Source organism: Pseudomonas caricapapayae (assembly GCF_001400735.1).
Taxonomy (GTDB): Bacteria; Pseudomonadota; Gammaproteobacteria; order Pseudomonadales; family Pseudomonadaceae; genus Aquipseudomonas; species Aquipseudomonas caricapapayae.
In genome coordinates, this window is sequence record NZ_LJPW01000068.1 from 58,970 (window position 1) to 79,304 (window position 20,335).

Annotated in this window: 19 protein-coding genes; 2 read left to right on the forward strand and 17 right to left on the reverse strand. The window is 59.7% G+C overall.

Annotated features, from left to right (window positions below; translation table 11 throughout):
• Positions 1 to 6: 6 nt before the first annotated feature.
• From ALO80_RS10665 to ALO80_RS10690, 6 genes are all read right to left on the reverse strand, one after another.
• Positions 7 to 1,179 (reverse strand): SfnB family sulfur acquisition oxidoreductase, encoded by a 1,173-nt coding sequence (locus tag ALO80_RS10665; protein WP_223813513.1) that lies wholly within the window; start codon positions 1,177 to 1,179, stop codon positions 7 to 9.
• A 544-nt stretch (positions 1,180 to 1,723) separates the two neighbouring features.
• On the reverse strand, positions 1,724 to 2,443 hold the full coding sequence (locus ALO80_RS10670; RefSeq protein WP_055008985.1) for a hypothetical protein: 720 nt from the start codon (positions 2,441 to 2,443) through the stop codon (positions 1,724 to 1,726).
• Positions 2,444 to 3,017: 574 nt separating this feature from the next.
• Positions 3,018 to 3,761: an L-cystine ABC transporter ATP-binding protein TcyN gene (gene tcyN, locus ALO80_RS10675; protein ID WP_054988156.1), complete on the reverse strand. Its 744-nt coding sequence runs from the start codon at positions 3,759 to 3,761 to the stop codon at positions 3,018 to 3,020.
• Positions 3,762 to 3,764: 3 nt separating this feature from the next.
• A complete protein-coding gene (gene tcyL / locus ALO80_RS10680) occupies positions 3,765 to 4,433 on the reverse strand; it encodes a cystine ABC transporter permease (RefSeq protein WP_082427053.1) in 669 nt (222 codons plus the stop codon).
• Positions 4,430 to 5,227, reverse strand: a complete 798-nt coding sequence (tcyJ, locus tag ALO80_RS10685) for a cystine ABC transporter substrate-binding protein (RefSeq protein ID WP_055008986.1) — start codon at positions 5,225 to 5,227, stop codon at positions 4,430 to 4,432. Before tcyJ ends, tcyL begins: the two co-directional genes overlap by 4 nt.
• A 219-nt stretch (positions 5,228 to 5,446) precedes the next feature.
• The gene (locus tag ALO80_RS10690) at positions 5,447 to 6,445 is read right to left on the reverse strand and encodes a D-cysteine desulfhydrase (RefSeq protein ID WP_055008987.1); all 999 of its coding nucleotides are present in this window, start codon (positions 6,443 to 6,445) and stop codon (positions 5,447 to 5,449) included.
• A gap of 196 nt (positions 6,446 to 6,641) precedes the next feature.
• On the opposite strand from ALO80_RS10690, the gene epsC reads away from it, so the two are divergent.
• Entirely contained in the window at positions 6,642 to 7,595 is a 954-nt protein-coding gene (gene epsC, locus ALO80_RS10695) for a serine O-acetyltransferase EpsC (RefSeq protein ID WP_055008988.1), read from the forward strand.
• A 12-nt stretch (positions 7,596 to 7,607) separates the two neighbouring features.
• On the opposite strand, the gene ALO80_RS10700 is transcribed toward epsC, so the two are convergent.
• The 6 genes from ALO80_RS10700 to hutC all read right to left on the reverse strand — a co-directional run bounded on the left by ALO80_RS10700 (position 7,608) and on the right by hutC (position 12,151).
• Complete coding sequence (locus ALO80_RS10700; protein ID WP_055008989.1) at positions 7,608 to 8,315, reverse strand: anti-sigma factor; 708 nt, start codon at positions 8,313 to 8,315, stop codon at positions 7,608 to 7,610.
• The gene (locus ALO80_RS10705; RefSeq protein ID WP_055008990.1) at positions 8,312 to 8,878 is read right to left on the reverse strand and encodes a sigma-70 family RNA polymerase sigma factor; all 567 of its coding nucleotides are present in this window, start codon (positions 8,876 to 8,878) and stop codon (positions 8,312 to 8,314) included. Before ALO80_RS10705 ends, ALO80_RS10700 begins: the two co-directional genes overlap by 4 nt.
• A gap of 104 nt (positions 8,879 to 8,982) precedes the next feature.
• Complete coding sequence (locus ALO80_RS10710) at positions 8,983 to 9,516, reverse strand: DUF3455 domain-containing protein (protein ID WP_055008991.1); 534 nt, start codon at positions 9,514 to 9,516, stop codon at positions 8,983 to 8,985.
• A gap of 105 nt (positions 9,517 to 9,621) precedes the next feature.
• Positions 9,622 to 10,797 carry a Na+/H+ antiporter NhaA gene (nhaA, locus tag ALO80_RS10715; RefSeq protein ID WP_055008992.1) on the reverse strand — a complete coding sequence of 392 codons (1,176 nt, stop codon included), beginning with the start codon at positions 10,795 to 10,797 and terminating at the stop codon, positions 9,622 to 9,624.
• Positions 10,798 to 10,847: 50 nt separating this feature from the next.
• Entirely contained in the window at positions 10,848 to 11,444 is a 597-nt protein-coding gene (locus tag ALO80_RS10720; protein WP_055008993.1) for a HutD/Ves family protein, read from the reverse strand.
• Positions 11,441 to 12,151 carry a histidine utilization repressor gene (hutC, locus tag ALO80_RS10725; RefSeq protein ID WP_162491436.1) on the reverse strand — a complete coding sequence of 237 codons (711 nt, stop codon included), beginning with the start codon at positions 12,149 to 12,151 and terminating at the stop codon, positions 11,441 to 11,443. The genes ALO80_RS10720 and hutC overlap by 4 nt, the downstream gene beginning before the upstream one ends.
• Before the next feature lie 201 nt (positions 12,152 to 12,352).
• On the opposite strand from hutC, the gene ALO80_RS10730 reads away from it, so the two are divergent.
• A complete protein-coding gene (locus ALO80_RS10730) occupies positions 12,353 to 13,717 on the forward strand; it encodes a formimidoylglutamate deiminase (protein ID WP_055008994.1) in 1,365 nt (454 codons plus the stop codon).
• A gap of 181 nt (positions 13,718 to 13,898) precedes the next feature.
• Here the strand turns inward: ALO80_RS10730 and ALO80_RS10735 are convergent, their stop codons facing one another.
• From ALO80_RS10735 to ALO80_RS10755, 5 genes are all read right to left on the reverse strand, one after another.
• Positions 13,899 to 14,477: a lipocalin family protein gene (locus tag ALO80_RS10735; RefSeq protein WP_054988146.1), complete on the reverse strand. Its 579-nt coding sequence runs from the start codon at positions 14,475 to 14,477 to the stop codon at positions 13,899 to 13,901.
• A gap of 3 nt (positions 14,478 to 14,480) precedes the next feature.
• Positions 14,481 to 14,735, reverse strand: a complete 255-nt coding sequence (bamE, locus tag ALO80_RS10740; RefSeq protein WP_054988145.1) for an outer membrane protein assembly factor BamE domain-containing protein — start codon at positions 14,733 to 14,735, stop codon at positions 14,481 to 14,483.
• Between the two features lie 248 nt (positions 14,736 to 14,983).
• Positions 14,984 to 15,994, reverse strand: coding sequence for a class 1 fructose-bisphosphatase (locus ALO80_RS10745; RefSeq protein ID WP_054988144.1), 1,011 nt, complete (start codon positions 15,992 to 15,994; stop codon positions 14,984 to 14,986).
• Between the two features lie 134 nt (positions 15,995 to 16,128).
• Positions 16,129 to 17,478 (reverse strand): DUF3999 domain-containing protein, encoded by a 1,350-nt coding sequence (locus tag ALO80_RS10750; protein ID WP_055008995.1) that lies wholly within the window; start codon positions 17,476 to 17,478, stop codon positions 16,129 to 16,131.
• Positions 17,479 to 17,504: 26 nt separating this feature from the next.
• Positions 17,505 to 20,306: a DUF2339 domain-containing protein gene (locus tag ALO80_RS10755; RefSeq protein WP_055008996.1), complete on the reverse strand. Its 2,802-nt coding sequence runs from the start codon at positions 20,304 to 20,306 to the stop codon at positions 17,505 to 17,507.
• Between the last annotated feature and the right edge of the window lie 29 nt (positions 20,307 to 20,335).

Consider the following 20,335-nt stretch of genomic DNA (forward strand, 5'->3'; position numbering starts at 1 on the left):
TCTGGTTCAGATCCAGGAATGACGGGCAGGCAGAGTGCCGTTCAGATGCCAGGTACCGACTGCGTGGTATTTCCAGCGCACCGGGTCGTGCAGGGTATGAACCCGCGCGTTGCGCCAGTGGCGGTCGAGATTGAACTCGGCCAGCGTCGCGCGGCTGCCTGCCAGTTCGAACAGCTTTTCGCTGGCCAGCAACGAGATTTCGGTGGTCAATACCTTGGCACGCGCCACGGCGATGGAGGCGCGTGCTGCCGAGTGCTCGTCGATGGGCGTCGCGTTGATCTCGTCGAGTTCCTGGCCCGCCTTGCGCAGTAGCGCTTCGGCGGCGTGCAACTCAAGTTTCAGCTTGCCAATGTCTGCGATCACATACAGGTCGTCGCTGGCACGCTCGACCTTGGCATCGATCCATGGACGGGATTTCTCGCGAACAAACGCAATCGCATCATCGATTGCACCGCGAGCAATGCCCGCGTCTATCGCCGCCTGGATCAACTGCGATACCGCACCCTGAATGTTGGGCGTCAGGGACAGACGCCAGTTATCGACCACCTGCCCGGCGTCGACGGCAACGTTGTCGAGCAGCACGGTGCCGCTGGCGGTGGTGCGTTGGCCAAAGCCCGACCAGTCATCGACAATGCGCAGCCCCGGCGTACCGCGTTTGACAAAGGCCATGATCTGCCGACCCTGATCATCGAGTGCCTTGACCGCAACCCAATGTGCGAACAGCGCGCCGGTGGAGTAGAACTTCTGCCCGCTGATGGCCAGATGGTCGCCATGGCTGGTGATCCGTGCCTTGAGTTCCAGTGTGTTTTTGGTGCCGCGCTCGGGACCGGCGTTACCGATACGCCAGCCGTCCAGCACGCTCTGGAACAATGTCTTTTTCTGTTGCTCGGTGGCACTGCCCTGCAGCAGGTGCAGAATGCCAAACTGGTTTTGCGGGATTTGCCCCAGGGCGGGATCGGCAGCAGAAATGATCCTGAACACCTCGGCCACCGTGGCGAACGAGACTTGCGGACCACCGTACGCACGGGGTATGGAAATACTGCCCAGCCCGCTACGAGTGAATTGTTCGATTTCAGCCCACGGCAACGCGCGTTGCCGGTCGCGGTTGGCGGCATTGATCTGCGCTGACGCTGCCAGTTCGTGGGCGGCGGCTATGGCTTCGGCGTCGTTTTGCAACACCTTGGCCGGGAGCAGACGGGGAGCAACGTCAGGTTCTTGTGAAACCTCGACGCTTTGAACCGCTAACGTCGCCGGATCAGACTCGCGTCGCTCACCGTCAATCGTTACGGCCCTGGGTTTATCCACAGGGGTAGTTGTGAAAGGGACCATCGGAACCTCGTAGCAGTAGACCGCATCAAGTGCGGCTGGAAAACATCACGATGTCCGGTGGTCCGGTGCATATACCCTAAGCGTGTATAAAAGTTTTTAAAACGTGCTTTTTGGAATAAGCATAGACGGTAATTGTCTGTCGCCAATGTCCGCTCAGTGCCTCACCCTGCGCCCCATCAGGCGACAGACTGATGGGCACAATGAAGTGCGAAATGAATACAGCTGACGTCTGAACTATTTCGCACTTTCTTGAACGCTCGGCAGCGGTACAAAACAATAATGATGGGTGCGGGGTGATAACGTCTGGTTTTTCGACTATCGCCAGCCCTGTGCTGGCCACGTACAAACATTTCTGACACGTCCCCGGTTATTCCATGGGCAGTATTCAATCAGTTTAATCACCCAGTGGCTGAACTCTTATTAGCCGGGGCGGTGCCCAGAGGGAGTTGTTGCCCACGCGGTCGATCACGCAGTAAGTCACTTCAAGTTGCTGCTCTTCACCGCCTTCCCTTATCAGCGCAGGCGGTATGACCAGATCGACAGGCTCACCGACATCTTCGACAGCCAGCGGCGGCAGGTCCATGCGCAGATCGCCCCAGCGCACGGTGATCTCGTCGTGAGCAGCCATATTCAGATACGGCTCGATGGTCATCGGCAGGCCGCCTTCCAGATGTCGGCGCGACAGCCCGCGGCGTATGACCGATGGTGCGACATACAGCGGTGCCAGCCCCTGGTTTTCTTCCGTATTGGCACCGATCAGTCGCCCTCCCGGTACGTTGAGCTTGACCCACAGCTTGCGGCAAGGCGAGGTCACGGGCACGCCACCTATCTTCATGACCCGGTAGTAAGTCCTTGCCTTACCGTTCTGTAGAAAGCTTTCCGGTACACGTAGGACGCTGGGTTTGCCAAGGTCGGATGCCTTCAAGATTTTTGACGCGACGTAACAGCCGTCCCAGAACAGTTCGATCAGGTCACCCTCGTCCATGCCTTCGTAGGGGGGCACATGGACAAGGAGTTGAGAGGCGATTCTCACGCCGATGCCGTGTCGGCTGGCCAGCGGTATGGAAGGGGCTGGCAAGCCCATGGGGGCAGCCTTGCAAAGGTTTTTTCGCATGTTTGGGTACTCCTGATAATCAGTAATTAAAGTAAAGAATTGTCGTAAGTTGTCAGGGTCAAGTAATAAGTGAAGCAATTCAGGCAGCGAGATAAGTACCTTAAATATCCAAGGTGTGGCAAACATTACAAACAGTATGAAATGCGCGCTTGAAAGTTTGCTGCCTGACTAAATGATCTAAGTGTGTGAGCTAATGGGCTTTGTGAACGCTTGTCAATATGCGAGTGGCGTTTGTCCGTGTTTTACTTGAAAACCAGATACTTCCTACACGGTATATTTAGAACTGTTGACTCTGCGATAAACAACCGTCCTACCACAAAGTATCAATAGCAACAGGCAGTAACGGGTAGAGGGTTGTTCAGGAGGGCGTGTTCGGCAAGGAAGGCCTGCCGCAGGCTGGCCGACTACGAGTCAGCTATCAGAACTGACGTAGGTCGTTTTTATTATTTCGATGATTTTTCGGAAAATTACGCAGGAATCGAGCAAGGATATTGAACGATTGATGCCTCCTGAAATGTAAGAAAAAAGCAGCGCCATTGAATGGACGCTGCTTTGCAAGAGGCGATCTGCAGGTTCAGGCGCGAGTGCGCTCGAGAAACTGTCGGGTGCGCTCCTCCTGGGGATTGGCAAACAGCGACCTGGCTTCACCCTGCTCGACGATCACCCCCTTGTCGATGAAGATCACCCGGTTGGCGACTTCTCGTGCGAAGCTCATCTCGTGGGTAACGATTACCATCGTGCGGTTCTCTTCGGCCAAGGCACGGATCGTTGTCAGCACCTCACCAACCAGCTCGGGGTCCAGTGCCGAGGTCGGCTCGTCGAACAGAATGACTTGAGGTTCCATCGCCAGTGCCCGTGCAATCGCCACGCGCTGTTGCTGCCCGCCGGAGAGGCGACGCGGATAAGCATCTTCCTTGCCGGTCAGGCCTACCTTGGCGAGCAGCTTCCTGCCCAGTGCCTCGGCGGCTTCCCGTGCCACCTTCTTGACCACCACCGGACCTTCAATGACATTTTCCAGTGCGGTGCGATGCGGGAACAGATTGAAGTTCTGAAACACGAACCCTACCTGTTGGCGCAACTGGCGGATCAATCCTTGCTGCTGGTTCATGGAGCGGGTGCCATCGATCTCGATGTCGCCCACCTTGATCCGGCCGCTGTCAGGTGTTTCGAGCAGATTCAGGCAGCGCAGCAGGGTGGTCTTGCCCGAACCGCTGGGCCCGATGATGGCGACGACTTCCCCGGCTTCGATACGCAGATCAATGCCCTTGAGCACCTGATTGCCCTTGAATTCCTTGGTGAGTTTTTCAACGACTATCATCGGTCAGGTCTCCAGATCATGCCGGTTGACCCTGGCTTCCAGCTTGTTTTGCAAGTGCGAGAGCGCCGTGGCAAGGATCCAGTAGATCAGTGCGGCGGCCAGGTACATGGTGAAAATTTCGAATGTACGCGCGGTGATCAACTGCGCCTGGCGAAACAGCTCCGGTACCTGGATGGTGGCTGCCAGCGCGGTGTCCTTGACCAGTGAGATAAAGCTGTTGCCCAGCGGCGGCAAGGCCGTACGTGCTGCCTGCGGGAGGATGGCGCGACGCATCGTCTGCCAGCGCGTCATGCCAATGCTTGCGGCAGCTTCCCACTGCCCGCGCTCCACGGAGCCGATGGCTGCGCGCAGAATTTCACAGGCATAGGCGGCCATGTTCAGCGAAAAACCGATCAGTGCCGCGCTCAGCGGTTCGAGCTGGATGCCCAGCTCCGGCAGGCCGTAATAAATCACGAACAGCTGGACCAGCAACGGCGTACCTCGAAAGAACGACACATAGATGCGTGCTATCCAGTTCACCGGCTTGAAGCGCGACAGGCGCATCAGTGCCAGGCCGAAGCCCAGCAACAACCCGAAAAACATCCCGCCCAGGCTGAGGAAGACAGTGTAATACGCGCCCTTGAGCAGGAAGGGCGCGGAGTCCAGCGCGAGCTGAAGGCTCTCTTCAATCATTGTGTGACGTCAGCGTTGAAGTACTTTTCCGACAATTTCTTCAGCGTACCGTCGGCACGCAGCTTGTCGATGGCCTTGTCGATGGCCGCCAGCAGCTCAGGCTCGCCTTTGCGCAGGGCAATGCCCGATTCCTGGCGGGAGAACGCGTCGCCTGCGGGAACGAGTTTGCTTTTCGTCTTGGCGGCCATTTCCAGGGCGGCCAGACGATCGACGAGGATCGCGTCGATACGACCTACGCTCAGGTCCTGGATCTTGCTCGGGTCATCGTCATAGGTTTTGACGATTGCGCCCGGAACGTTAGCTTTCAGCCATTGTTCATAGTTAGTACCCAGACCCACGCCAACTTTCTTGCCGGTCAGGTCTTTAGGCTCCTTGATCGCGTCGGCGTTCTTCTTCAGAACCAGCGCCTGGATGCCGGACACGGTGTAGGGCTCGGAGAAGTCGTACTTCTTCTTGCGCTCGTCGGAAATGGTTACCTGATTGATCACCACGTCCAGACGCCTGGAGTCCAGAGCGGCCAGAATGCCGTCCCATTTCGATGGCTGGATTTTGGCCTTTACACCCAGTTCCTTGGCCAGCGCTTCGGAAAACTCGACTTCGAAGCCCGTCAGCTTGCCGTTTTCATCGACAAAGCTGAATGGCGGGTAGGTGCCTTCAAGGCCCACATTCAGAGTGCCGCTATCCTTGATTTTCTGCAATTGCTCGCCAGCCATGGCTTGCCCGGCGATACCGGCACCGAGCATCAAGCCCAGTGCGGAGAAAAGAAACGTGCGACGAATAGCGGAAATGTTCATGCGAGCCCCTTGTTGGTATGGAAGTGTCTGGCCATTTTATGACCCGACTCAAGCAACTTCGTGCTGATTATTCAGCTTTTTTCAGGCAGTTACGTCAGGTGTAAGGTCAAGTGTTGTGGTCTGCCGGGCGCGACTATATAGCCATCTGCTTATGAGGAAAAATAACAAAAAAAGTTATTTATCCTCATAAAAGGCATAAAAAGCACGTTGGCTGAAAAATCACTGGTCGAACGCATCCGGATAGGCAAACAGCGCTGGCGCGCCGCCCGTGTGCAGAAAGATCAGAGGGCCGTCGTTGAAGCGTTGACGGCCAATGCCATCCAGCAGACCGGACATGGCCTTGCCGGTGTAGACCGGGTCGAGCAACAGTCCTTCGTGGCTGGCTACCAGCTTGATGGCAGACAACGTACCGGCGTTCGGTTCGCCATACCTGGGGGCAAAATACTCGTCCCACAATTCGATTTTGAAGTGTTCGGGCAGCGCCATATCGAGCAGCTCCGCCGTGCGCTCGGCAAGCCCCTGTACTTTGGGCAACTGAGCCTCTTCGCTGCGCGACACGGTCACGCCGATCACCGGCAATTGCGGCAATTCGTGAGCCAGCGCCAATGCCAGGCCACTGTGGGTGCCTGCGCTGCCCGAGGCCAGCACCACTGCCGCGAAATCGACGCCGGTCTGTTTGATCTGTTCGGCCAGTTCCAGCCCGGCGCGAACGTAACCCAGCGCACCGATCGGGCTTGAGCCACCAATAGGCACCAGATAAGGCTTCTTGCCGCTGGAGCGCAGGCGCGCAGCCAGCGCATGCAGTTGTTCATCGGCGTTGTCGAGGTTTTCCACCAGCTCGACCTTGGCATCGAACAGTTCCAGCAGCAGGCGATTGCCGTTTTTCAGGTAACTGGGGTCTTCAGTATCGATGGGGTTTTCCAGCAGCGCCACACAGCCAAGGCCCAGACGCGCAGCCAGCGCTGCAGTCTGGCGCACATGATTGGACTGGATGGCACCGGCGGTGATCAGAGTGTCGGCACCCTGCGCCAGCGCATCCGCGGCCAGGTATTCAAGCTTGCGGACCTTGTTGCCGCCCAGTGCCAGTGTCGTGGTGTCATCCCGCTTGATGTAGATATCGCGATCTGCCCAGACCGACAGGCGCTCAAGCTTTTCCAGAGCCGTTGGCGCGCTGATCAATTCCAGGCGATTGAAGCGGGCAAGCTGATTTTTGATCATGGTGGTCGATAAGCCGTGTAAAGAGTCACCGGACTATAGGCAGACGTTTCCCGCACGGCAACTTATCTGTGCTCACGGCCCGCTTAGTGTATTCCCACAGAAATTGTTGTTTTTTTCGTCTGAATGTTTGCCGTAGAGTGGCCATAGCAGCGACCAGCACTGTCGGTCGCCACCTTCACATCAAGGAGAGTCAAGCGTGAGCGATATTCCAGAAGCATCCGCCGACGGCCGCTCCAGCCACTGGCAGTTGCAGCGGATCGTCAGCCAGTTGCGCAGTGCGCGTGAAGACTGGCGGGCGCGCAACCGGCGAGTGAGCGGTGAGCACGGTGGACGTGAGCTGCCTTCACGTGCAGCGATGGGCGATATTCTCGAAGCCCTGAGTGGCGCGCTGTTCCCGATGCGGCTTGGTCCGGTGGACCTGCGCGAAGAAAGCGAAGATTTTTATGTAGGCCACACCCTGGATGTCGCGCTCAACGCGTTGCTGGCCCAGGCCCGGCTGGAACTGCGCTACGTGGCCCATCAGCAGGGCGAAGACCTCAAGGGCATCGATGCGCGCGCGCTTGCGCTGATTCAGGATTTTGCCACGGCGCTGCCAGGCATTCGTCTGTTGCTCGACACTGATGTCCTGGCCGCCTATCACGGTGACCCGGCAGCACGCAGTGTTGATGAGGTGCTGCTCTGCTACCCCGGCATTCTGGCGGTGATTCATCACCGTCTGGCTCACCATCTGTATCGCGCCGGGTTGCCGTTACTGGCGCGCATCAGCTCGGAAATCGCTCATTCTGCGACCGGTATCGACATTCATCCGGGGGCGCAGATCGGTCCGAGCTTCTTTATCGATCACGGCACAGGCGTGGTAATCGGCGAAACCGCGATTATCGGTGAGCGGGTGCGGATCTATCAGGCCGTGACCCTGGGGGCCAAACGCTTCCCGGCAGATGAGGACGGCCAGTTGCAGAAAGGCCACGCGCGGCATCCTATCGTCGAGGACGACGTGGTGATCTACGCGGGTGCGACCATTTTGGGCCGCATCACTATCGGCAAGGGTTCGACCATTGGCGGCAATGTCTGGTTGACCCGCAGCGTACCAGCGGGCTGCAACCTGACCCAGGCCAATCTGCTGCAACAGGACGATTGCAGCCGCACGTAGGCGGCTTTCGCCTCAAATCACTTTCACCGCCCGGCCGATGAACTGAATCGGCCCGGTGGGTTTGCCGATTGGCGAACCGGTGGATTTCTCCAGCGTCAGTTCGAACAACTGGTTGGGCTGTAGCGGCGGCAGTTTGTCGAGCGGAACATGCAGGCTTTGTCCCGGTTTGACCAGCCCCAGCGAAACCGGACCTTGCCAGTCGTCACCCTTGGTCCAGAACTCCAGCGCCTTGTCGGCCGGAACCTCGAACACGCCTAGCGGAATAAGCTGGATTTCTTGCGAATTGCTGGCTTGCACGACCCACCCGGGCGCCTTGTCCTGTGGCCCGACGAGGACCACAAGATAGGATGGCTGCGCCGGTGCGCGGGTCAGCAATGCCATGCCCAGCACCAACGATGCAGCCAGCCCGGCCCCCGCCAGCCCTCGCCATATCGACAGGTTGTCCCACCAGCGCAGCCGTTGTGTTTTCACTGCCCTGGCGGGCGCGGCCCGCTTCGGCAGGCTGCGTTCGATGCGGCCCCACAGGGCGGGTGAAGGCGTGACCGGTTCGGCCAGTTCGGTCAGGGGCAGCAGGCGTTGCTCCCAGGCGTCGATGGCTGCCTGCAAGTCAGGTTCGCGGGGCAGGCGGCGCTGTACGTCGAGCCTGCCCTGCGCCGACAGCGTGCCGAGCACATACTCGCTTGCCAGCTCATGAAGATTGTCGTTTGAAGGTCGGGTCATCCCATGCACTCCCGCAAAGCCGTCAGGCTGCGCTTGATCCAGGCTTTGACCGTACCTAATGGCGCGCCGACTTTCTGCGCGATTTCCTGATGCGTATAACCGTCTACGTAAGCGTGAAAAACACAGTTGCGGCGCACCGGCTCAAGTTGCTCCAGGCATGCAGTGATCCGCCCCGGATTGACTCGCCAATCGAAGGCATCGCCGATTTCCTGCCAGCCTTCCAGGGTCGCCTGTTCATGATGATCTTCGTTGCCGTCATCCTCGGTGCGCACTTCGCGAGCCTTGTTACGCAACGTATTGAGCGCCAGGTGACGGGTCACGCTGAACACCCAGCCGCGTGCCGAACCACGCGAGGCATCGAAGCTGGCGGCATGGGTCCAGATTTTCAGGAACGCGTCATGCACGATGTCTTCAGCCAGCGCCCGGTCACGCACCAACCGCTGCGCGACGCCAAGCAGCCGGGCGCTTTCCTGTTGATAAAGGCGCTGCAAGGCCTGCGTCTCACCGCGAGCGCAGGCCTGCAACGTAGCTTCGTAATCAAAAAGGGATTCGTGCGAGGACAAGATGATCCGCCATCAAAGGAAGACTGCTGCCTCGTTGACATCACGAGGCTCCCGCGCAGCAGCATAGCTCACCGATTGCGCGGTCACCCGGTTAATGACGGTGATCAGCTTGCGGTCCAGAACAGGTAATCCGCCTGGTACTTGACCACTTCCTTCGCGCCCTTGTTGTTTTCCCCGCACGCTTTGGCCGGGGCCACGCCGCCTTTCAAAGCCACGCGCTGGATGTAAGTGACGCCCGTCATTGCGCCCTTGCCTTCAGCCGGGTTGGCTTTGACCAGTTGGTACGGCAGGTTGCCAGCACTCGACGGAGCCACGGCAACCTGAGTGCCGGTCAGTTTGGAGCCGTCTTTGGCTTCCCAGGTAGCCGGTGGACCGTAGTAGGTGCCAACCTGTTTGCCGCTTTTGTCATTGAGTACAGCCTTGGGACCGACGAACGCCCATTCCAGCTCATTGGGCATGTTGGCCTTGGCGCGGCACTCGTAGGTGATCTCACCAACCCCGGTGGTCTGCAGGCTGATTTTGTTGCCGGCCGGTACCCGGACGCTTTCGGGCAGGTCAGTCTGAGCCGTGGCAATGGATGACAGGCAGGTGAAAGCCAGGGTGCTACCAGCAAGGCAGAGCAAGCGTTTTGCGTTCATGCAGAAATCTCCAGAGGGTTTAACCGCGCTCAGCAACTCGAAGTGGCTGCTGAATGTACTACCCGCGAGAAGTCCGTCTGGATGCAGTGATTCGAAAATATTTTTTCAGTGCCGGCTGAAACGGCTGCGCAGCAGCAAAACACCGACGATTGCCGCAAGGCCCGAGCCGATCAGCACGCCGACTTTCACCTCGTCGATCAGGTGCTGCGAACCAGGAAACGCCAGGTTGCCGATGAACAGACTCATGGTGAAGCCGATGCCACACAGTATCGCGACGCCGTACAGTTGTACCCGGTTGCTGCCCTCCGGCAATACGGCCAGACCGGCACGGATAGCCAGCACTGCAGCGAGAAACACGCCGATCTGCTTGCCCACGAACAGCCCCAATGCGACACCCAGCGGCACCGGATCAATCAGGTTTGCCAGGGTGATGCCGGAAAGCGATACACCTGCGTTGGCGAAGCCGAAGATCGGTACCACCGCGAAGGCTACCCAGTAATGCATCTTTTCTTCGAGCAACAGCAGTGGCGAACGGGCTTCTTCCTCGGGTTTGCCCATCGGGATGCACAATGCCAGCGCGACACCGGCCAGCGTGGCGTGCACGCCCGATTGCAGGACGAAGTACCACAGCAGCGCGCCGAGCAGCAGATAAGCCGGCAGGCGGCGCACGTTCAATCGGTTCATTATGATCAATACCGCCAGCGTGAGGAACGCTGCGCCCAGCATCGGCAGGTTCAGGCCGGAACTGTAGAAGAAGGCGATGATGGTCACGGCACCCAGATCGTCGAGGATTGCCAGCGCGGCCAGAAAGACCTTCAGCGAGGTCGGTACCCGATCGCCCAGCAGCGAAAGTACCCCGAGGGCGAAGGCGATGTCAGTGGCCGCCGGAATTGCCCAGCCGCTCAGGGTTTGCGGGTTGCTCCAATTGATTGCGATGTAGATCAGTGCGGGTATCAGCATGCCGCCCGCTGCTGCAAAACCGGGCAGGGCGCGCTGTTCCCAGGTCGCGAGCCCGCCAGCCAGAACTTCGCGTTTTATCTCCAGCCCGACCATCAGGAAGAAGATCGCCATCAGCCCGTCGTTGATCCACAGCTCGACCGAAAGACCCAGCCAGACGCTGTGCAGGACCGAAAAGTAATCGGCTGAAAGGGGCGAGTTGGCAACGATCAACGCCGCCAGTGCAGCTGCCATCAGCACGATGCCGCCCGCAGATTCAGAAGCAAGGAAGCGGGTGAGGATGGCAACGCTTCTGGGCGTTTCCCGGTTGGAAAACTGAGTCATGGTCGTCCTTGAGCAAAAAGCTGTTTTTGTTTGAAAGCGTCAGAGGTGCGTTACAGGCCCGTAGCAGTAAGCTCGATCAGGCAGCAACGACTGGCACGAGGTGATTGCAATTCGACTTCCAGCAAACCGCCGGTGTTATCTACCCGAGCGCAGTCATGTTTGCCAAGGATTTCCCACGGCTGGCCGTCTACGCTGATCGCTACCTGCTCGGCCATGCTGAACAGCACGAACGTGCCGGCTGAACTGAACAGCCGCTGTGGATGACGTACGTCTATCCAGTGCAGGCGTGCCGTGTAACGGTGTGGAGCATAGATCAGATTGAAGTCACGAATCGGCCCGTCCAGCAGCGTGCAACCGACAGTGCTGTCACCGCTGAACGCAAACGGGTCCGATGGCAGCAACGGGCGACTGCCGACGCCGTCTACCTCCAGCGTCATGCCCGCGCCTTGCAAGACGGTAATGATGCGCTGATAACCGGCAAACAACGAGAAGCCTCCCGAGGCTTCGATGTCGGCAATCGACAGGCGCCAGCCGAAACCGTCCAGGTCCTGGCCAGCATCGCGAGCGATTTCTTCAGTGCTGCCGCCGCCGTTTTTCCACGGCATGCGCGGGTAGTCGACGGCACGCAGGATATGGGTCTGGCTCATTTGGTAAAGCGTCCTTCCAGGCGATGGCGGGAACCGGGGTGGATCAGGCGCGCAGCGGTGACGGGCTGGCGGCCGGACCAGGTACGGCGACGGATCAACAGGCAGGGCTCTCCGGCATCGATCTGCAACAGTTTGCATTCATCGATCTCGGCCAGGATCGCCTCGACCACGTGCTCGCCTTCGGTGAGCGGCGCAACCTGCGACAGGTAGGCATAAGGCGTCTGCAGGGTGAAGTCCTGCCGGAGGTAATCCGGAGCGACCTGGGCGTTGACGAAGCGGTCTTCGATCTGCACCGGAATGTCGTTCTCGTAATGCACGATCAACGAATGGAAGACCCGCTGACCTTCGCGCATGTCCAGCGCCAGCGCACGTTCGGAGCCCGCAGCCTCTTCCGTGAGGACCATGACCTTGCAGGTATGGCGATGACCGCGGGCGGCAATCTCGTCAGCAATGTTATGGACCTCGAACAGCGCCGACTGGCTCTTGGGTTCGGCAACAAAGGTGCCGACGCCCTGCATGCGCACCAGCAGTCCCTCGGCCGTCAGTTCACGCAGCGCCCGGTTGATCGTCATGCGACTGAAGCCCAGTTGCGTCACCAGTTCGCTTTCCGACGGCACCCGATGATGTGGTGGCCAGGTGCCGTTCTGGATCTGCAGGGCGATCATGTGTTTGACGCGGGCGTACAAGGGTGCGGGACTTTCGCCCATCTGGGCTGCCAGGGAAGAAGCGGCGGGCGGAGTCGACACGTATGAGTCCTTGTTGGGGATGAGGTTTTTGCGATCGTTCAGACGCTGCAAAGCGAACACGCTAACCATTAACCTGCTGCTCGGCAAGCGTGCAGACGGTTTACCGGTCGCCTAAACGTCTGTATATGTATATACAAATTACAGTGATGAGGTATGAAGTCAATGTCAGCCTTCTTTGCCGAGCGCGCGTTACTCTCCGACGGCTGGGCCAGCAACGTGCGTCTGGAGGTCAGCCAGGCAGGTATTTTGACGCGCGTCGAGGCCAATGCGGATCAGCAGGGCGCTGAAAAAGTCAGCGGGCCTTTGTTGCCTGGCATGCCGAATCTGCATTCCCACGCGTTTCAGCGTGCAATGGCCGGTCTGGCGGAGGTGGCGGGCAATCCTGACGACAGTTTCTGGACCTGGCGCGACCTCATGTATCGCCTGGTCGGGCGCATCAGCCCGCAGCAGCTGGGTGTCATCGCTCGCCAGTTGTATATCGAGATGCTCAAGGGCGGTTACACCTCGGTTGCCGAATTTCATTACGTGCATCAGGACATCACTGGCAAGCCCTACGCTGACCCTGCCGAGCTTGCACTGCAGATCAGCCAGGCGGCGAGTTCGGTCGGTATCGGCCTGACGCTGCTACCGGTGCTGTACAGCCACTCGGGATTTGGCGGGCAGGCACCCAATGAAGGGCAGCGCCGGTTTATCCACAGCACTGACAGCTATCTGGATCTACACGCCCGACTGCGTCCGGTTCTGGCAGCACAGCCCGCCCAGCAACTCGGTCTGTGTTTCCACTCGTTGCGTGCGGTCACGCCGCAGCAGATCAGTGAGGTGCTTTCGGCCAGCGACCGGCAATGTCCCGTGCATATTCATATCGCAGAACAGCAGAAGGAGGTGGATGACTGCCTGAGCTGGAGCGGTCGGCGACCGCTGCAATGGCTGTATGAAAACGCTCCTGTGGATAACCGCTGGTGTCTGGTCCATGCGACTCATGCAGAGGCGGACGAAGTGGCGCTGATGGCGCAAAGCGGCGCGGTGGCGGGGTTATGCCTGACCACTGAGGCGAACCTTGGCGACGGCATCTTTCCGGCAGTGGACTACATTGCGCAGGGCGGTCGCTGGGGGATTGGTTCGGACAGCCACGTCTCGCTCAGCGTGGTCGAAGAGCTGCGCTGGCTGGAATATGGTCAGCGTTTGCGTGATCAGCGTCGCAACCGGCTGTATCGCAGCGATCAGCCCATGGTTGGCCGCACGCTGTACGACGCCGCGCTTGTCGGCGGCGCGCAGGCATTGGGGCAGCAGACCGGCACGCTGCAAGTGGGGCAGCGCGCCGACTGGCTGGTACTGGATGGCAACGACCCCTACATAGCGACAGCTTCGGGCGACGCCATCCTCAACCGCTGGCTGTTCGCCGGCAGCGACCGACAGATCCGCGATGTGGCGGTCAACGGACAGTGGGTCATACGTGAAGGGCGACACGCCGCGCAAGAACAGAGCAGCCGCGAATTCGCGCAGGTGTTGAGGGAATTACTGGGCTGACGCAATAACAGGACGCCGAGCACTTGGCGTTATCCACGAGTCCGCTTCTGATTCTGGCCGAAGGCCGTGGGAGCGAACTTGTTCGCGAAGGGGCCGGAAAGCGTTCTGAAATTTATCGTTCGAACGACCGTCTTCGCGAACAAGTTCGCTCCTACCGGGCTTGGCCAGAATCCCGATTCGGTTACTTCTCGCCCTTGCCGATCTTCGAATCATCCTCGCGCCAGATCAGGCGGGAAGTATCGTAGCCTTGCTGACGAGCCTTGCTCAGCATGTTTTCCCTGACCGATGCAGACACCGTCGGCGTGCGCGACAGCAGCCACAGGTATTTGCGGTCCGGATTGCCGACCACGGCGGTCCGGTAGCCTTCGCTGACGTCCAGAATCCAGTAGTCACCCTTGGCTACGCCGGGCAGCAGACGTGAGAACCAGTTATCGAACACCACCCAAAGCTTGTCGGTCTTGCCCGGCACTTGCGGCGAGGCAGTGCCTGTTGCTTCTTCCCACTTGCCTTCAATAGTGCGGCAGCGGTTGGTCACAGCGACGTTGCCATCATCCTTTAGCGTGTACAGCGCCTCGGACTGGGCGCACTTGCGCTGGAAGAACATCGGCAGGCGGGCGATTTCGTACCAGGTGCCCTGGTACTGCTTGAGGTCGACGCTGTCGACAGTTCTTGGCTCGAGGTTGTCAGCCGAGTGGGCAAAACCGATGGCCAGAAAGCTGGCCATGACAAAAATTCCAAAACGTACCAGTACCTTGATCATGTTTTATTTCAGACCCTGACCCGAAAACAACACAACCTTGTCTGCCGCGTACTGCACGCTGATAAAGGTGTTCTGATCGCCCCAGGTGCAGCTGGACATGCCCAGTGCGCCGGAACATTCCGTCGGGCTGCCCAGCAAGGACTCGACTTGAGCCTTGGGCATGCCCGCGGAGAGTTTGGAGTAGTTTTCCTGGGTGATCTTGCTGCAGGCAGCCAGAAACACGCAGAACGAGAGTAACGCGACAGTGCGCAAGGACATGGATGTTGCTCCTGAACGGAAGGGGGTCGCGTCGCAGTGCAGACTGATGCTGTCTGGCGCAGTACCGCAAGCTTAGAAGAGAAAAAGGGAATCTGGTTCCCGGACGGCGCAAGGATTTGTGCCGTAGATCAGACGGTTGGCTCGCAGGCCTGTGCCGAGGGGATCATCGAATGCTCGTTGGCCCGAGCATTTGCTGGCTCCTGTTGATTCAGCCAGGCTGAATCAACAGGGCGTATCAGGAAACCGTCTTACTCTTTGTGATACGCGGTAGCGCGCTCGACTTCTTCTTTCGAGCCCAGGTACACCGCTACGCGCTGGTGCAGACCTTCCGGCTGTATGTCGAGAATGCGCTGATGACCGTCGGTGGACGCGCCGCCAGCCTGTTCGACCAGGAAAGACATCGGGTTGGCTTCGTACATCAGGCGCAGTTTGCCCGGCTTGGAAGGCTCGCGGCTGTCACGCGGGTACATGAACAGGCCGCCACGGGTCAGGATACGGTGCACGTCGGCTACCATCGCAGCGACCCAGCGCATGTTGTAGTTCTTTTTCAGTGGACCGTCTTCACCGGCCAGCAGCTCGTTTACATAGCGCTGTACCGGGGCTTCCCAGTGACGCTGGTTGGACATGTTGATCGCGAATTCCTGAGTGGACTCCGGAATTTTGATGTCTTCGTGAGTGAGCACGAAACTGCCCATTTCACGGTCCAGTGTGAAGCCTTTCACGCCGTCGCCCAGGGTCAGCACCAGCATGGTTTGCGGACCGTAGATGGCATAACCGGCGGCTACCTGTTCGGTGCCTGGCTGCAGGAAGGCCTTTTCGTTCAGTGCTTCGTTCTGGCTGAGGTATTCGTTCGGGCAACGCAGTACCGAGAAGATAGTGCCGACCGGAGCGTTGATGTCGATGTTCGACGAGCCGTCCAGCGGGTCGAAAACCAGCAGGTACGCGCCTTTCGGGTATTTGCCCGGGATCTGGTAGGCGTTGTCCATTTCTTCGGACGCCATGCCGGCCAGGTGACCACCCCATTCGTTGGCTTCGAGCAGAATCTCGTTGGAGATCACATCGAGTTTTTTCTGCACTTCGCCCTGCACGTTCTCGGTGCCCATGCTGCCCAGTACGCCGCCCAGCGCGCCCTTGGAAACGGCGTGGCTGATTTCCTTGCATGCACGCGCCACAACTTCGATCAGGAAGCGCAGATCGGCAGGAGTGTTGTTGCTGCGAGTCTGCTCAATCAAGTAACGACTTAGTGTAACGCGGGACATGGATAGCTCCGAAAATAGGGGGTATGAAAACCCGCGCAGTTTAACGCGAGTGGCGACGTAATACTGCTATCAGACTGGCTTAAGACTGTTTCAGTTCAGATGTCGGGCGAACCGCACCTGACAGGCCGCCCGTTTTACCGTTTTGCAGCGCGCAGCGTGCTGAACGCCATCCAGCCGAGAAACACCACGCCAAGCAGCAACACGGCCCAAAGCCCCAGGCGTTTGAAGTCAGTAGGTTGTGGCACGGCAATCGGCGCCGCAGCCATGTTGGCCACGGTGGCGGTGGCTGGGCTCGCTGTGCCGAGAGTCGCGAGCTTTTCCGCACTCAGGTCAGGAATCAGCGTGGCCAGCGACAGGTTGGCAGCCTTGACGCCTGGGTTGCCGATCGCCAGCGTGAACGGGCCTTCACCGCGCGCCAGAAACACCACTTCCGTGGCAGGCACGGCCACGCTCAACTGCGGCGCTTCGCTGCCCAGCCCGCCGCCGCGATCATCCACCACCAGCTTGAGCTGCTGAACCATGCGCCCGGACAATTGCAGCTGGTCCTGCAAGACGTCGCTGTTGTTCTGCGACAACCTGTACAGCAGGCCGCTGCTGATCGGCTGCCAAGGCTGTTTGGCATCGAGTCGACCGTAAAGCGTGGCGGGTGCCAGGCTGTTGGGCTGGGTGATGTCGACCTTGACGCGCGCTACCGGCAAGCCGGTCGGCAGTTGCCAGACATATTCGTTGGGGCTTTCGACACTGCCCTTCACCGGCGGTGACCAGGTCAGCGCCGGGGTCGGACTGTCCGTGCTGGCGCTGAACAGGTGGGCGGAGATCAGCAGCGGCGCGCTGTGCGGGGCGCGCCATAACAGCCGCAGGTAGCGGGCACTCTGGCCGGGCAGGCCGACTTCACGCTGCTCGACCACCTCGTCGGCAAACGACAATCGTGCGACTTGCCCCTCGCCCCAGTTGCGCCAGTGCTGCAGGTCATCACTGGCTTCGATGCTGAAGTTCTGAAAACCTTCACGCTCGGTGCTCCAGTCGATGACCAGTTGCTCCAGCGGTGCCTTGATTGCGCTGGTATCCAGCAGCCAGCCGCGCAGCACCTCTTCGCCGGCTTCGATGTCGCTTTGCGGCTGGACTTCGATCACGCTGCCGTTGCTCGAACGCTCGATACGGATGACGGGCGCGCTATCGCCTGCTTCCTGCGTGCTGTACAGGGCGAACCATTTGACCGGGATCGGCGCAGGCTCCTGCTCGCGCGCGGGTTGTCGCGGGGTAATCGAATAGGCTTGCGGCTGACCCTCGGCGTTGAATACGCGGACATCGCCCAGATCGGTCTGACGGGCATTCAGCTGGACGGCAAGCGGCAACTCGATGCGATACCACGGCCCGTCACCGCTGAGGCTCAACGGGGTCTGGCTGGCAAAGTCCGCCGGTTTGTCCTGTGCGACGGCGGTTATCGCCGTGCACAAGGCCAGGCCAAGCACGGCGATCTTCATGGCAGGATGACTCAAGAACGTTTTCCTCATAGCGTATCCGGTGCCGCAGTCTGGCCTGGGCCGGGTTCTTCATCGACCGCTCTGGCAGCGTGTTTTGGCGGTAATGGTGCGAAATATCCCACCACCAGTAACAGAATACCAACACCGATGAACGAGACGATGCGCTCCATGCCACCGCGATTGCTCAGCTCAACGAAGAACAGCTTGACCACCACCACCCCGATCAGTGCCGCGCCGCCCAGCCAGAGCTCGCGATTGGCGCGCACATGACCGCCGATCATCAGGGCCAGCGCCATCAGCGTCCAGACGATCGACAACCCGGCCTGAACACGCATCGATTCAAGCAGCGCCTCGGTGTTCCAGGGCACATCGGCCCAATGATGGGCCGTGCGCATGACCATTGCCGTGACGAGCGCGAACAGTGAGGCACCTGCAACCAGCAAGGGTTCGTTGCGGGGGCGCTTGAGGTCATTGCGCATCCACAGGCATACCCCGGTCAGAGCCAGCAACAGGCCGATTTCCAGCGGATTGATCAGCGGGAGGTAAGGCAACGGATCTGCCGCACCGTCGCTGAACGTATTCACCAGCCAGAACCACGTCAGCATCAAGGCCGCCAGCGGCGCAGCGGCCCCGGTATGATAAGCTTCGGGGCAGGCTCTCACCGGCCAGGGCCATTGACGTCCTGAGCTCATCGCCAGCAGGAACAGGCTGGGTAGAATCGCCCAGCCCAGCCAGCGCCAGGCGTTGTAAGACTCGGACAATTGCAGCAGGCCGAAACGCAGTTCCAGTGCCAGCACCGCGATCAGCAGCAGGCAGCCTGCGGTGTGAGCAATACGTTGCGCGACAATGGGCAGCCCGTCCGCCAGATAGCGCAAGGTCAGCAGATGAACGGCGAATACAACCAGCCAGGCCAGCCAGCCCCAGTGATCGGCAGGGTGATAAAGCTCGCTCAGCGAGCCCAGTAACAAAATGGCGCTGACTGGCGTGAGCGTGCTGCACAGTGCGGCGAGGTCTGGCCAGCGCAAACGCAATGCCAGCATCGCCCAGAGTGCCGCGCTGAGCGATGCTGCTATCAACAACAGAGAGGTCTGCACATCGAGGTCAGCATAAAGTTGTACGACGCTGATCAGTGAAACCGTCCACCAGATCGCGCCCCATACCGTCAGCACCGTTCTGGCGATTTTCTGATCGATGACAGTCAACGTGTTGAAGCGAAACATACTCCAGGCGCTGAACAGTGCCGCGACGGCCAGAATCATCGGTGTCCAGTAATCGTCAGCCGAGCTGGAACTGCCCGAGTCACTGATCAGCATCGCGCTGGCGCACACTTGCAGCAGCAGACCGAAAGCCTGTGCCAGTCTGCGCTGTTGACGCAAGCCCAGACAGAGAACCGCAGCGCCTTCCACGGCCCAGGCGCAGGTCGTCCATTGCGAGCCAAGGCCCAGCGGAATCGCCAGGGTGGCGAATGCTACACCCAGCGCCAGGCAGGTCTCCATGAGCAGCAAGGTTCTGTCGGATGCGCGCTTTGCCAGCCAGCGTGCCAGGCCCATGTAGATCAGGCCCAGCGCAAGCGCACTGAATGCTGCCCCCAGCTCCAGGTGTTCGACGAGCGCGTATTGCAGGCCAAAACCTGCAAGGGGGGTGCCGAATAACAGCGTGCCGTCCACGTAATCGCCTTGGCGGGCAGACCAGCGCAGCAGCGTCTCGCGATTGCCATCAGGCGGTGACGTATCGAGTTCCAGCAGCTTGCGACGTGCAAACAGCAGGCCGATGGCCAGGTACATCACGAAGAACAGAGCCAGAAAGGGCTCGGTACTCCAGAACAAGGCCGGTGTGTAGGCTTTGATACCCCAGGCGAAGCCGATACCGAACGTGCCGAAAAAGCCGATCAGGTTGAGAATGCGCCAGGCCCTGAACCAGGCGATGGCGATGATGCCCGCGTTGAGCAGGGCAAAGTAGCTGAACAGTGAGACATGGCTGCCTTGTCCGGTCGATGCAAGCAGCGGTGCCGCGAAGCCGCCCAGCGCACCGGCGCAGGCCAGAGCCAGGGAGTTCTGCGTCAGCGCCAGAATGGCGGAAAAGCTGGTGATCGCTACCAACAGCGCAAAGCCCAGTGCCGGATCGAGGAGCGGGTGCAATTTCATCGCGGCAAAGACGGTCAGGTACAACACGCCGACACCTGCGCCTTGCAACACTAGCGCGTAAGGGGCATTGCGCAACCGCAGCCGCCACCCCAGGGCGAGCAGTGCCAGCGCACTGGCGGCGACCCCGGCATAACGCGCCTCAATCGGCACAATCATGCCTTCGGTGGCATAGCGCAACAGAAAGGCCAGACCCAGAAACAGCACCACTACGCCCACTCGCAGTACCGTATTGCCACCCAGCAGCCAGTTTTTTGCATGGGTAACGGCGCTGTCCAGCAGAGGGGGGCGTGCCGTTTTCGGCGGGTAGCGGCTCTCCGGGGCGGACTCGACATGCGTTGCTGTCTGAGGCTCTTCGTCGGGCAGGTCCCAGATCAGCTCGGGGCCGTCCGTGGGCGCTTCTATGATGATGGCATCCGCTGGAAGTGGTGCTGGGTCCTGTGCAGGCGGTACGCCGGGGGTGGACTGGCGTTCGAGCGCACTCAGACGCTGTTCAAGGGCATCGAGGGACTGGCGGGTTGCGAGCAGTTGCTGCCGTTGATCAGCGGATTGCCTGCCAAGCAGGCGCATGTGAATACCGGCCCAGACCGCCCAGCCCATGACTGCGCCAATCAGCGCGCCTGTCCACTCGTCATAACTCAGCGAGTAGCCCAGCGCTGCACCGCCCACCAGACAAATCCAAAGCACGCGACGACATCCTTTTCGGTGTGTGAAGG